This is a genomic window from Staphylococcus sp. FSL K6-3157 (assembly GCF_038005145.1).
GTDB classification, from domain to species: domain Bacteria; phylum Bacillota; class Bacilli; order Staphylococcales; family Staphylococcaceae; genus Staphylococcus; species Staphylococcus equorum.
The window spans coordinates 1-13,943 of sequence record NZ_JBBOSM010000002.1; the positions used below are offsets into that span (position 1 = coordinate 1).

General features: G+C 30.1%; 14 protein-coding genes. 7 read left to right on the plus strand and 7 right to left on the minus strand.

The window, feature by feature from the left end:
- The 7 genes from MHB47_RS13330 to MHB47_RS13360 all read left to right on the plus strand — a co-directional run bounded on the left by MHB47_RS13330 (position 1) and on the right by MHB47_RS13360 (position 6,897).
- Complete coding sequence (locus MHB47_RS13330; protein WP_253345744.1) at positions 1–939, plus strand: replication initiator protein A; 939 nt, start codon at positions 1–3, stop codon at positions 937–939.
- 105 nt (positions 940–1,044) lie between these two features.
- Entirely contained in the window at positions 1,045–1,545 is a 501-nt protein-coding gene (locus MHB47_RS13335) for a GNAT family N-acetyltransferase (RefSeq protein WP_069813856.1), read from the plus strand.
- A 413-nt stretch (positions 1,546–1,958) separates the two neighbouring features.
- Complete coding sequence (cadD, locus tag MHB47_RS13340) at positions 1,959–2,576, plus strand: cadmium resistance transporter CadD (protein WP_326010016.1); 618 nt, start codon at positions 1,959–1,961, stop codon at positions 2,574–2,576.
- Between the two features lie 18 nt (positions 2,577–2,594).
- The gene (locus MHB47_RS13345) at positions 2,595–2,942 is read left to right on the plus strand and encodes an ArsR/SmtB family transcription factor (protein WP_002508637.1); all 348 of its coding nucleotides are present in this window, start codon (positions 2,595–2,597) and stop codon (positions 2,940–2,942) included.
- Positions 2,943–3,100: 158 nt separating this feature from the next.
- Positions 3,101–3,499: an HTH domain-containing protein gene (locus MHB47_RS13350; RefSeq protein WP_002508701.1), complete on the plus strand. Its 399-nt coding sequence runs from the start codon at positions 3,101–3,103 to the stop codon at positions 3,497–3,499.
- A gap of 2,185 nt (positions 3,500–5,684) precedes the next feature.
- On the plus strand, positions 5,685–5,780 hold the full coding sequence (locus MHB47_RS13355; RefSeq protein WP_002510758.1) for a type I toxin-antitoxin system Fst family toxin: 96 nt from the start codon (positions 5,685–5,687) through the stop codon (positions 5,778–5,780).
- A gap of 247 nt (positions 5,781–6,027) precedes the next feature.
- On the plus strand, positions 6,028–6,897 hold the full coding sequence (locus tag MHB47_RS13360) for a hypothetical protein (protein ID WP_069819358.1): 870 nt from the start codon (positions 6,028–6,030) through the stop codon (positions 6,895–6,897).
- Positions 6,898–7,224: 327 nt separating this feature from the next.
- On the opposite strand, the gene MHB47_RS13365 is transcribed toward MHB47_RS13360, so the two are convergent.
- The 7 genes from MHB47_RS13365 to cstR all read right to left on the minus strand — a co-directional run bounded on the left by MHB47_RS13365 (position 7,225) and on the right by cstR (position 13,912).
- Positions 7,225–7,770, minus strand: a complete 546-nt coding sequence (locus MHB47_RS13365; protein WP_002510756.1) for a YdhK family protein — start codon at positions 7,768–7,770, stop codon at positions 7,225–7,227.
- 19 nt (positions 7,771–7,789) lie between these two features.
- Positions 7,790–9,223 (minus strand): multi-copper oxidase Mco, encoded by a 1,434-nt coding sequence (mco, locus tag MHB47_RS13370; RefSeq protein WP_000277153.1) that lies wholly within the window; start codon positions 9,221–9,223, stop codon positions 7,790–7,792.
- A gap of 14 nt (positions 9,224–9,237) precedes the next feature.
- Entirely contained in the window at positions 9,238–11,280 is a 2,043-nt protein-coding gene (gene copB, locus MHB47_RS13375) for a copper-translocating P-type ATPase CopB (protein ID WP_069827826.1), read from the minus strand.
- Positions 11,281–11,707: 427 nt separating this feature from the next.
- On the minus strand, positions 11,708–12,034 hold the full coding sequence (locus MHB47_RS13380; protein ID WP_031917994.1) for a four-helix bundle copper-binding protein: 327 nt from the start codon (positions 12,032–12,034) through the stop codon (positions 11,708–11,710).
- A gap of 122 nt (positions 12,035–12,156) precedes the next feature.
- Positions 12,157–12,762: a recombinase family protein gene (locus MHB47_RS13385; RefSeq protein WP_031917995.1), complete on the minus strand. Its 606-nt coding sequence runs from the start codon at positions 12,760–12,762 to the stop codon at positions 12,157–12,159.
- A 134-nt stretch (positions 12,763–12,896) separates the two neighbouring features.
- Positions 12,897–13,652, minus strand: a complete 756-nt coding sequence (locus tag MHB47_RS13390; RefSeq protein WP_031863945.1) for a sulfite exporter TauE/SafE family protein — start codon at positions 13,650–13,652, stop codon at positions 12,897–12,899.
- Complete coding sequence (gene cstR / locus MHB47_RS13395) at positions 13,652–13,912, minus strand: persulfide-sensing transcriptional repressor CstR (RefSeq protein WP_031863946.1); 261 nt, start codon at positions 13,910–13,912, stop codon at positions 13,652–13,654. Before cstR ends, MHB47_RS13390 begins: the two co-directional genes overlap by 1 nt.
- Positions 13,913–13,943 lie beyond the last annotated feature (31 nt).

Below are 13,943 nucleotides of genomic sequence, written 5' to 3' on the forward strand. Positions count from 1 at the left end.
ATGCCAAGTTTTGAGAAATACAATTTATCACAAGTGAAAACTGAAAGATTTTATCAATTGCCTAAATATTTGTTTGAAGATGCATATTTTAAAAAAATGTCAGCAGAAGCCAAAATTATGTATGCATTATTAAAAGATCGCTTTGAATTATCTATACAGAACGAATGGGTAGATAAAAATAACAACATTTATTTTATTTTCAGTAATAAACATTTATGTGAATATTTAGGCTATGCTGAACAAAAAATCATAAAATTAAAAAAAGAATTAGTGAAATTTAATTTACTTACTCAAGAACGTGTAGGTCTTAACAAACCTAACAGATTATATTTATTGAAACCAAATTATGACACTGAACCGAGTCATATCAAGGAACTTCCAAATTCACAGTTCCAGAACAATGAATTTGGAAGTTCTGGAACTGTGAATTTAATTGGTCAAGAACTTCCAAATTCACAGTCTAATGATACTGACTTAAGTAATACTGATTATATAGAGACTGAGAATAATGATACGAATGACTTGAATGATACATACAACAATCCAATAAACAATAATCATTCGGATCATACAAATCATCAACAAACCGAATTTAATAATGATGCGCTTAAGTTCCAAGTACTCGAAGAATTGCCACAACAACTTCAAGACTATTTAAGTAAATTTGAAATTAGAGAAATACGAATTATTAAAAGTGTATTACTCAAAGGGAAGAAATCATTTAATAATGCACATGATACCTATTATCGTTTAGAAGATGTTGAGTTTGAAATTGTAAGTGTGTTGAAACGTTTTAAAGCGATGCTGCTACAAAAGAATGAAACAGTTGAAGCTATGCAAGGATATTTAATGCAATCGATTAAAGCTGAACTTGAAGAAATACACGCACTTAATATGCGTCGTCAAAACATGAAACAACATAATATCTTTAATCAATAAATTTGGCGTGCGTTCACATTTAAATTAAGAGAAACGCCCTTTATATCATAGGTAGCTCGTAAATAAAGGGTTACATAGGATTAAACTATTTTTAGGAGGGCGCGTATGGAGTTCTATTCTAGAGACTTAAAGAATACTGATATAGATCGTTTAAATGAATTATATGCTTTACCAGAAGTGACACAGTATCAAACTTGGGGGCCTCAAAGTTATGAAGAGACTCAGCAATTCATTAATGTGGTTTTAGAGAAAGATTCAAATTGGATTTACAATGTCCTCGTGGATCCTGATACAGATAAAGTGATAGGGACGATACAATTAGCCATAGATGAAGCAAATCAAAGTGCTAAAATTAACTTTATTGTCCACCCAAATTGTTGGGGTCACGGCATTGCGACGGATATAGCAAAAACAATCATCAAATATGCCTTTAAAGTACTGAAACTCAATCGAATATGGGCATCCATTGATTCAAGCAATATAGCTGCCGGGATTGTGCTAGAAAAATTAGGCATGAAACAAGAGGGCGTTTTGAGAAAAGATAAATTAGTGCAAGATACATACAGAGATACATTAATCTATGGTCTTTTGAGAAGTGAATACTAAGAGAGATTATTTATATACTCAATCCTTTGTTAAAGTTAAACGCATTAAAAAATCAAAACGCGTTTGTATCAAAAATTGGTTTGTGAAATTAAGATGTGTTTATTTGGCTCATATTTGCATTTTAAGAACGTATATAAGCTTTAGGTATAAATCTATATAAGTAACTCTAAATCCTTTGAAATGCCCCTTTAGAATCTAAATGAGGCTATATAAAAATAAAAAGCCAATCCATGACTAAACTTGCAGACGAATGTCGGCATAGCGTGAGCTATTAAGCCGACCATTCGACAAGTTTTGGGATTGTTAAGGGTTCCGAGGCTCAACGTCAATAAAGCAATTGGAATAAAGCATCTATGATTATTTGAAAATATAAGTTACAATACATTCAAAAATATTTTTGAATGAGGTGTATTATGATTCAAACGGTTATTACTGCTGCTGTTCTTTATATTGCTACAGCAGTTGATTTATTAGTGATTTTATTAATATTTTTTGCTAGAGCAAAGACTAGAAAAGAATATAGAGATATTTATGTTGGTCAATATTTAGGGTCTATTATTTTAATATTAGTTAGTTTGTTTTTAGCTTTTGTATTAAATTATGTTCCAGAGAAGTGGATATTAGGTTTATTGGGTTTAATACCAATTTATCTTGGAATTAAAGTGGCTATTTATGATGATTGTGAAGGAGAAAAGAGAGCTAAAAAAGAATTGAATGAAAAAGGATTGTCTAAATTAGTTGGTACGGTTGCAATTGTTACGATAGCAAGTTGTGGTGCTGATAATATTGGTTTATTTGTTCCGTATTTTGTGACATTAAGTGTTACTAATTTATTAATTACTCTGTTTGTCTTTTTAATTTTAATTTTCTTCTTGGTATTTACTGCACAAAAATTAGCTAATATTCCAGGAGTTGGAGAAATTGTTGAGAAATTTAGTCGTTGGATTATGGCTGTTATTTATATAGCTTTAGGTTTATTTATTATTATTGAAAATGACACTATTCAAACAATTTTAGGATTTATATTTTAATTTAGGGTGTGATTTTATATGAGTTATGAAAATGCTTGTGATGTGATCTGTGTACATGAGGATAAAGTTAACAATGCTTTAAGTTTTTTAGAAGATGATAAATCTAAGAAATTACTTAACATTTTAGAAAAAATTTGTGATGAGAAGAAATTGAAAATCATATTATCTTTGATTAAAGAAGATGAGTTGTGTGTTTGTGATATTTCTTTGATATTGAAAATGAGTGTTGCTTCAACTTCACATCATTTAAGGCTTTTATATAAAAATGAGGTACTTGATTTTTATAAAGATGGAAAGATGGCATATTATTTTATTAAAGACGATGAAATAAGAGAGTTTTTCTCTAAAAATCAGGAGGGTTTTTGAAACGAGTTTCTTCTTGTCTTGATACTATATAGAAATAGCGTTCTTTTTATGTTTTTTTGATATTGTTTATACGACTATCAATTTGATAACTGTTAAAATCACACTAGGTGGTAAAAAGTTAAAATAGAAGTAGTGAAAAATCAAAAAGGAGATTTTTCATGATGAAAAGTATAAGTCAATTATCGACAGAACTAAATGTATCACGAACAACAATTTGGAATTATTTACAAAACCTACCTCAGAACTTATCAGTAATTAAAGAAAAAAATGTCTATAAAATTGATATAGACGTAGAAAACTTTATAAGAGAGAGACTATTAAAAAAATCAAATGGAGGTTTAAAAGGTAAAGAGAAAGAAATTAACGTTCTTCATATGGAAAAAGATTTACTAAAGAAAAGGATCAAGGAAATTAGAAAAAATAATGAATATCTTAAGAGGGACATTAGTAAGAAAGAAAACTTGATTGAAGATTTGATGATACTCTTCAAACAACAACAAAAACTACAATTAGATGTTAATAAAGAGTTAATCGAATATAAAAGAGCAAAGGATTAAATATAATTAATACACTACTTCGAATTTTATAAATCAAAATTGTGAGTAGAAAATGACCTAATCGTATTATGAATTAATGCAGAAGGTCATTTTTTAATTGAGATTTTAATTATGATTAGAGAATCATAGTTGAATAAAATTTACATGTAGAGTCAAAAAACAGATGAAAATTTTAAATTAGTATATAAATAGTGAACATGAAGTGTGTAAGTCATAAAAAATTCCGGAGGATGAAATAATAGAAAATGAAAAATCAATTAAAGAAAAAATTCAAGACTTTTACTTGAATGGTGGGACATATGATGAAGAAGAAATAGATTCCGGATATTCAGTAGGTGAAGAAGAATTATAAAATTCAATTTAGCAAATGGACTTCTTAAATATAGAAGTCCATTTTTTATTAATGTATATCTTAAGTAAATGTAATTCAAAAAGTCAAAAAATAATTTAAGAATTATAAAATGTTCCTTTTAATATTTCAATGAATATACTCTTTATAATGATTTTTGGTATACGTGTTGGTTGATTTTATTAAAATCTAATTATTTTTTATACAAATTTAAGAATAAAAAATAAGAGCATAAGGAAATACAATGCCACTTGCGTGTCAATCAGCATAGCTGATGTATTTTTCTTTAATATTTCTGATCCGTTTATTCTATTTAAAACACTGGTGTAATAGCGTTTTATTGATTTTTATACACACTAAAATTAAGTGATTGTAAAGTTATACATTTTTATGTAAATGGCATCGAGTATTTTACACTTTTATTCAAAATCACCTTGATATAGAGCCTTTTATATTTGTTTTTATACATGGTGTATAAGTTTTTAATGGGATTTGATACACGATGTATAAGTCGATTTTTATTAAAAATAGAAAGTTATCAATGGAAAAGTGACTTAAAGTAGAACTAAAAAAGAGGAATTAGATATATAGTGAAATTTGATTTGAGATACTAGTTTACATTTATATTTTTGAAAAAGAGTAGAAATATTGAAAGAAACAATAAGTTTTTTTACTTTAGCTTTTACTTCTTTTAAGTTTACAAAAGATACTTTGATGGAAAAACATTAGACTGTTATTCTCTAATTTTGTATTTGTTTATTTTATGGAATGAAGGTAATCAACATAGTGTGCTCCTTGATATATTTTTTATGGTAGATTTGCTATTTCAAAAGGAAGGAAACCTCCACAAAAACTTTGGTTGTCTTGTGGAGGTTTTTGATTTATTAAGAGTATCTATTTCACTTTGATTTTAGAGTTTTTAAAGTGAATAGTGAAAGTATTTCAATTTACTAGAGAATTTTTGTGAAGTGATATGAATTTAACAAAGCTAGACAATTCTTATTTTATTCTTTAGAAGGTTTAGTTGCTAAGTGAAACTTTATTCATTATACAGAGGAAGAACTTAAAAGGTATTTAGGTGATAGTTACTATCCTGTAAATCTAGTGGAATTTTTAACACAGTTAACATTAGATAGGATTGAAAATTTTGGTTCAAAGGATAAAAAGCAAATTATCGGTAGAATTAAGCATATTGATATAGAAAGAGTCTTGAAATCAGCTGAAAAGCTAAATCTAAAATCTGAGATAAAATGATTTGAATCTACAACGAAAGTCCCCTTATTAAGTTAATTAAAACTTAATAAGGGGACTCGAGAAAGGAATAGCATTATCTGATTATGAAATGCTGATGGTTGTACTCATAATCATTGGTTTAGTATTAATTAGCAATAAAGACCAAAAAATAATCATTCTCAATTTTTGACTGAGTAGGTAAAGTGGATATTTATCACTTTACTGAAAGCCTAACATCTTTCAAAGAGGCTCATTAGGACAGCATGTTAGCGCATGTTGTTCTTTTTACACATTTAAATAATAGCATAGTGTTTTTTAAATATTCAATAACCTTCTTTAAATAAGATAATAATACACAACTGATAATTTATTGGACACACGTGTACACATTATACATGTAGATTGTATGCACGTATAATGTATGCAGTAAAACATAAAGTAGAAGTTGTGTTATTTTGAACGAAGTTGGTTTAATCATAATAAAGTTGAACTGACATAATTCAACTTATCGGAAGTGCATATGCTTGTAGATTAACAGATGGTATAATAGTGGAGTCGCCTATCTCTGGCGTCAATTTGACGTAGAGAGGAGGTGCATACGCAATGACCGACATCTTTGTAAACATCATGACCACAGCAGCAAGTGGTTGCATCGTTGCTTTATTTGCGAACTGGCTACGCAAACGCAATGATAAATAGGCGACTAGTCACACCAAAAAATCCCCTAACTACTGGCATAGTTAGGGGATTTGGTGCATACATGCACGACATCTTTGTTAATTGCATTATAACATCATAGTGGTTAGGAATGCAAAATCATTAAATTGATATACTATTAAACAAATATACTAATTTAATAAAAATTCAGTTAAACCCTGAGAAGTGGAGGTAATACGTTTTAAATGTAGATAACTGTCATTATGTAAACAAAGAAAGGATTTTAAAAATGAAATATAACCTTGGTGAAAACATTACACAACATAAATTGAATTTTAATAGTATATATAAAAACATAGAAGATATAAATGATGAATTCAGAAAGAAAATATTTGAAACAGTAAAAGTTTTAGCTAAAAGTATACCTAATTTAGATGAATTAAAAGATGCTTTAAAGAGCTTTAATAATAATGCAGCTAGAATTAATTCAATTTTTATTAACTATGACTATCCACCAATAGATTTTATCGTTATAAGTGAAGTCATGAATTATATTGAAATGAATTCAAATAATCAAGAGGTAACTATAGAAAATATTAATTTGATAATGACAAGATATTTTGATGAAATTCATTTTGATCGTTTAAAAAGCCAAGTAACCACTTACAACTTACCACAAGAAGAAATTACTATATTAAAAGAGATACTAGATGGATATAAACATGGATATTATTATCTTATAATCCCTGCATTATTAGCAAGATTAGAAGGACTGATATTTAATTCTGTAAATTATGAAGGAAGAACTGATTATAATCTCTTTAATATTGTAATAGAAGAAACAATAAACAAGTACAAATCTAATCATGATTATTATATTGATGATGATTATGACAAAATTAAGGAATACTACAAATCCAAGTTAAAAAGAGCCTTTAAATTTGGCGATAAAAATATAAATGGAATTAATAGACATTCTATCATGCATGGTTATGACAATAAGTATGGAACAAAACAAAATGCAATAATGTTATTTTTGCACTTTGAGTATCTTTATAAATGTTTAACAGAGTTAAATGAAAAGGATAAACAATATATCCGTAATAAAATGGAAAATTATAAACATAAGAAAAGCAAAAAGCGTAATAAACAAAATTGACTGATTAGGGTAAGCCCTAATCAGTCAGTAATGAATGTTTGTGACTTTACCTGCTAATTTAGAATAACTTTTCTTGATAAATGATAAAGCTCAATACATTCACTATTCCATTTTTTATATTTTTCGAAATTCCATTGATAAATTATAAAAGATCCCCTCATTTTCATTAAAATCATTTAATTTTTCTAAACAAATGGCCACTCTCATTATTGTGGATATGAGAGTGGCCATAAATTTTATTTGTTTACTTGTCTATTTAACAAAGGGGATTCTCATTGCATTTGTGAATAACTAACTAAATACTTTAAAGCTTTAAAATGATAGACATTAACGAGATTTTAGTTCGTCAGTTGTCATCCATTTATGATTTTTAACCATCTCATCGTTTTCTGTTGATTTATAATCCACCATATAAACGGTTGTTTTTTCTACATCATCAATTTGAGCTTCTGCACCTTTCATACCAGGCATATGGTCAGCTTCTAATTTAACTGTATCACCTTTCTTGAATCCATTTTCAGGGGCATCTGCAACTTCCTCATTAACGACCCATTTGTGATTATTAACTTTTTCATCACCATTTGTAGGTGTGTAACTCACGACATAAGCATAGGTTTTGTAAGCACCTTTAACTGTACCTTTAGCATTTTTCATACCAGGCATATGATCAGCTGTAATTGTTATTTTATCGTCCTTTTTATATTTACTGTCATCTGTACTTTTCATATTATCTGGGGCTTTACTTTCACTCTTATGATTCATATGTTTTTCTTGTTTTTGATCTTTAGAATTTTCTTCTTCTTCGTTACCAGTTGAACAAGCTGATAATACTAATCCTGAAGCTACTATAATTGAGCTCAATTTTTTCATCATATTGAATTCTCCTTATAAATTATTTTGTTACTTTTATTTGTCCCATCATTCCATTATCTTCATGCTCAAGTATGTGACAATGGAACATGTATGTCCCAGTATTTTTAAAAACCACTTCTATTTTGGCTTTTTGTCCAGGTTCCAGAGATATAACGTCTTTTTTGCCTCTCATATCTTCTGAAGGTTTCTTCCCATCCACTGATAAAACTTTAAATTGCGTTCCGTGGATATGGAACGGGTGCTTCATACCACCCATTTTATCTTTGACGTTTTCAATTTCCCAAGTTTCTTTCCGGTTTACCTTTTGTGTGAAATCTATTCTGTTAGGATCGAATTTTTTGCCATTAATAGTAACATTATCGTCCATACCTTCTAATTTGATTTTTTTATCTACTTTTGGAGTAGTGTCTTTGTTAGTACTTTTTTCTTTGTTAATAATTGGTAAAATTACTGTTTCATCATTATCAACAAGATTGACTTTTTCTTCTTTCATTTTAGATAAATCTATTACTATTTCTTTTCTTGCTGAAGGAGCTAAATTAATTTCTTTTAACTTTTTAGTCTTTTCTAAATGGCCGCCTTCTGAAGCAATATATTCAAAACTTTGATTATTACTTAGCTTAAGATTTAAATCCCGAGCATTGGAGCCATTTAAAAGTCTCAAACGTATTTTTCCTTCTTTTGTTGTTAATTTAGGATCTACTTTCCCATTCACAAGGACTGTATCACCTTGAGTACCATCTTCATCTTTCGTTTTTGTATAATTTAATTTTTTAGATACAAATGTTTTATCTTGGATTATTATAGGCAAATCATTTTTCCCATAATTGCTAGGATAATTATTCTTTTTGTCATCCTCTATATATAATAACCCTGATAAACCATTATAAACTTGTTTAGCTGTATTTGGGGAGGGGTGGGGATGATACCATAATGTAGCAGCCTCTTGTTTAACCTCAAATTTTATTGTTTTTTCTTTTCCTGGTTTTATAACTTGAGAAGGGCCTCCATCCACTTTTCCATCTATTTCTAACCCATGCCAATGAAATGTTGTATTTTCATCTAAGTTGTTGACTAACTTAATTTTAACCTTATCTCCTTTTTTTAATTTTAAAGTTGGCCCAAGTAAATTTCCATTGTATCCTAAAGTGTTAGAGAAATTACCTTTGTAAAATTCTGTCTTTCCTTTCTGCGCTTTTAATGTATAACTTTTATAACCATTGTTATCTTTTTTAGGATCTAAAACTTTGGGAAATGTTATTTCATTTTTTCCTTGTGAAGAATTCAAATTTTTTCTTTCGTCATGACTTTTCATATCCATCATATCATTTCGCTTTTGATCATTTTCTTTCATGTCCATCATGTTGTGCTTACCTTCTGCAAAAGTATCATTAGGAACCATAAACATTATAGAAAATAACGTAATTAAAATTGTGAACATTTTTTTATACATTATATTTACCTCTTTTATTTTAATTTTAATGTAAATGCATTAATTGCTACGATGATCGTACTTAAAGACATAAGTATTGCACCCACAGCAGGTGATAATATTAAACCAATAGAAGCTAATATACCAGCTGCAAGAGGAACTGCAATCACGTTATATCCTGCGCCCCACCATAAATTTTGAACCATTTTTTTCATCGTATTTTTTGAAAGGGACAAAAAATTGATAATATCAGAAGGATTACTTTTAACGAGTATGACATCCCCCGATTCAACAGCTACATCTGTCCCTGCGCCAATTGCCATACCAATATCTGCTCTAATAAGGCTTGGCGCATCATTGATACCATCACCAACCATCATGATTTTGCTACCATTGCTTTGATAATCTTGGATAATACTTTCTTTATCTTCGGGCATCAATTGCGCGTGGACATCACTAATACCTAATTCTTCAGCCACTGTTTGTGCCACTTCTTTATTATCGCCTGTAAGCATGACTGGCGTAATGTTTCTCGATAATAAATCCGAAACCATTTGTTTTGAACTTTCTTTAATTTTATCGCCTTGTGCGATAATACCAATAACTTGTCGGTCATGAATTAGATAACTAATAGAATTCCCTTGTTGAGCGAGATTCGTAAATTGTTCTTTATTATAATCAAAATTGCTTTTATCGAGATAAGAAACATTCACTATTTTGAGTTTTTTATTATCAACTGTGCCTTCTAAGCCTACACCTGGAATATTATTAACTTCTTGAGGAGTAGCATATGAAATATTTTTGCCTTTAGCAAAATCAACAATACCAGTGGCAAGTGGATGATTAGAGTTACTTTCTAATGAAGTAAATAGACTCAATATTTCTTCATTATTTAGCTCGTTCGTAAAACTTTCATAGTGATTCACTGAAAAGTTACCTTCAGTAAGTGTCCCAGTTTTATCCATCATGATGTAATCAATGTGTTGTGCGATTTCTACAGATTCTCTGTTTTTTATGATTAAACCATTATGTGCGCCTATAGAAGTAGAACGTGCTGTAACTAAAGGTATTGCCAATCCCAATGCATGAGGACAAGCAATAACTAATACGGTTACAAGTCGTTCGAGTGCGAAATCAACGTTATTTTGAATAAGCATCCATACAATAAATGAAATCAGCCCAATTCCTACGGCAAAGTAAAACAAATAACCTGCGACTTTATCCGAGAGGAGTTCAGCTTTTGACTTATCGTTTTGCGCTTGGTTAACAAGACCCATAACTTGAGATAGGTAGCCGTTTTCACCCGTAGCTGTCACTTTAACTTGTACTGTGCCTGAACCATTAATTGAACCCCCAATAACATCATCATTATGAGTTTTATGAACTTTTTTTGATTCGCCAGTAACTAATGATTCATCAATTGATGTTTCTCCTTGAACAATGATTCCGTCTGTGGGTATACTTTCGCCTGCTCTGACTTCCACAATATCGTCAATATAAATATCTGATATTTTAACTTCTTCTCGTTGATTATTATCAATCAGTTTCACTGCAGTATTAGGTAAAAGTTCTGCCATTTTCTTCAGTGCATTGCCTGCATTACCTACTGCGTTCATTTCAATCCAATGACCTAATAACATGATTAAAATTAAAGTCGCTAATTCCCAGAAAAAGTCCATTGTATGTGTGGATGAACCACTGAAATTATTCATATAAAAGGCGTATAAACTATAAATATAAGCAACTGAAATACCTAGAGCAACAAGCGTCATCATTCCAGGTTTTTTAGTTGAAATTTCATCTTTAGCCCCTGATAAAAATGGCTTTCCTCCATAAAAGAATAAAATAGTAGCAAGAATTAATACAATCCAATCTGACCCTGTAAATGAAAATTGAAACGGTAATTTAACCCCCATCATGGGTGATAAAATAATAATCGGTATCGCAAAAATCAAAGAAATAAAGAATTTACTTTTAAAATTCCCATGATGATGTGCATGATCGCCATGACTAGCGTGATTCTCATGTTCTTGATGGCTATGATTCTCATGATTTTGATGTTTTTCATTATTCGGCAAAATAAAACCTCCTAATTTTATATTTTTAGAGATAGTAATAAGATAATGTGAGTATAACATATACCCCCTGGACGTATATATTATTTAGTATTTTTTATTTTTCAGCGTTCAGAAAATTTGATAGCCATTTAAATAGAAACTTTAGTCTTGGTTTGTCCATCGCCAAAGAAATTGTGGCATTGCATGGGGGAATATTGAAGTTGAGAGCAAACTAGGCAAAGGCGCTGGTTTTATACTTGATATCCTGATTATCATTATGACTGTGGTAAACCGACGTCCAAGAGGTATATTCATATTGCTGGGTTAAATTGCTGTGTTTCCAGGCACATACTTATTTTATATTCGTTTCTTTAGTTGCAAGAAATAAAAACGTGGCACATGGGGGCTTTATCTCCAATGTGCCACTCCTTATATTATTTGGTTTTGTTTACGCGATTTCTTTACAAGCTTCTACACATTTAAAGCACGTCTCTGCACAATTTTGACAATGGTCATGGTTATGCTTCTGACATTCATTACCACATGCTCCGCATACTTTGGCGCATATTGTCGCCAAATCAGAAGCAAATGGTGAATTTCTTGTTAGCGATTGTTCTAAAAATGCACAGATGTCTGCGCATTCACGATCCAGACGGATGCACTCTGCCATCATTGTCATGTCTTTTTCCTTCAAACAGGCATCGTAACAATGATTACACGCTTCCATACATTCATGTAGCGTTTGAACCAGATTGTAATATTGTTTATCAGTCATTTGATACACCTCCAATGAAATCTAAATCTCTTAAATTAATTCCCATTCTATTTAGTAAATAAACCGATAATTGCTGAACTCCATAGAAACTGCGCAGGATTTTAATATCAAATGTACTTCTCTTAATATTTTCTTTCTTTTTTAATTCTGTATATAGTTTGCCTTGTTATACCGACTTTTTTAGCTATCTTACTAATTGACATTTCTTTATTCAGTAGTTCAACAATACGATAATAAACAAGTCTTTTTTGAGGGTCTTTAGCATCGGGAGAATACAGAACAGGTCTTCCTTTATAAATACCTTTTTCTTTGACTACTTTAATACCTTGAGCTTGTCGACGTTTACTTTCATTTCTTTCTTGTTCTGAAATCATTGCCAATATTTGAATGATTAAATCTTTCATAAACTTATCTAGTAATGGATTACCAATCACTTCATTCATCATGGGTAAACTCGTTATCATTAATTGAACTTCTTTATCTTTTAAATAATTAACTGTTTGGATTATTTCATCGTAATTTCTTCCTAGTCTATCAATAGACTCAATAATTAAACGATCTCCCATTCTTAAAAAATTTAATACTTCTTGAAATACAGGTCGATTTTCTATAGATTTCCCTGATTGTTTTTCAGTGAAGATTTTCTCAGCACCAAAAGATTGCAAATTTTCAATTTGTCTATCCAAATTTTGATCAACGGTAGAAACTCTTGCATATCCAACTATCATTTTTAACACCCTTTCTCATACACCCTAATCATACAAACGAATGTAGCATGTCAATTTACTTGCTATATGAGAATTTTTTAACTTTATAAATAAGAAAGAGAAGTACAAATATTAGTTGTACTTCTCTTTCTTATTTATAAAACAATTTGAATAATCGCAATAATAATTAAAATACTGATGATCCACTTTTGTACAAAACTAGGGACTTTTTTACCTAATTTTAAACCTAACGGAGCGAAAATAATACTCCCTATTATTAAAAATAACGCATCTTCTAAAGGAATGTAACCTTGTATAAGTTTAATGATAAAGGCGCCAATTGAAGATATAAAAGCAATTACTATACTATTAGCAACCACCGTATTCATTGGTAATTTGAATAAAACTAATAATATAGGAATAATAATAAAGGCGCCGCCTGCTCCAACTATACCCGAAATGATGCCAACGAAAAGACCCACAATAACCAATAAAGGCTTATTAAAGGAAGATTGGTCTGAACTAGGTTTTACGTTAATAAACATTAATATTAATGCAAGTAAAGCAATGATAATATACACCATATTTACAAATGTAGCATCAAATAAATTTGCTAGCAAAGCCCCTAACATGCTCCCTATAATCATACCTCCTCCCATATAAAGGACCAACTGGGGTGAGAATTCTGGTTTTTTTCTTGCTTTCAAAGAGCCACTTAAGGTACTGAAAAAGACTTGGCTAGAAGTAAGTCCTGATGCGATATACGCGCTATATGCAGGAGCCCCAAATAGTGGCGGTAACAATAAAATGGCTGGGTAAATAATAATAGCGCCACCTATACCTACTAGACCAGATATAAATCCTCCGAACACTCCGATGAGCAACATAATGATAATATTTATAATATCCATTATTTACTTTTCACCAATAAGTTAACAGCTTCATTAATGATTTCTTGTGAATCTTCATTGTTGTCATCAGCTGAATTGACGCATTCAATTAAATTTTCGCTAATAATAATCCCCATTAATCTTTGTAATGAACTTTTTGAAGCACTAAGTTGCGTAATCACATCTTTACAATGCTTTTCTTCTTCCATCATTTTTACAACGCCATTTAATTGCCCTTGTACTCTATTAATACGATTGATCATGTTTTTATCATAATTCATAGTAATTTCCTCCACTTTTAATTGAATACAG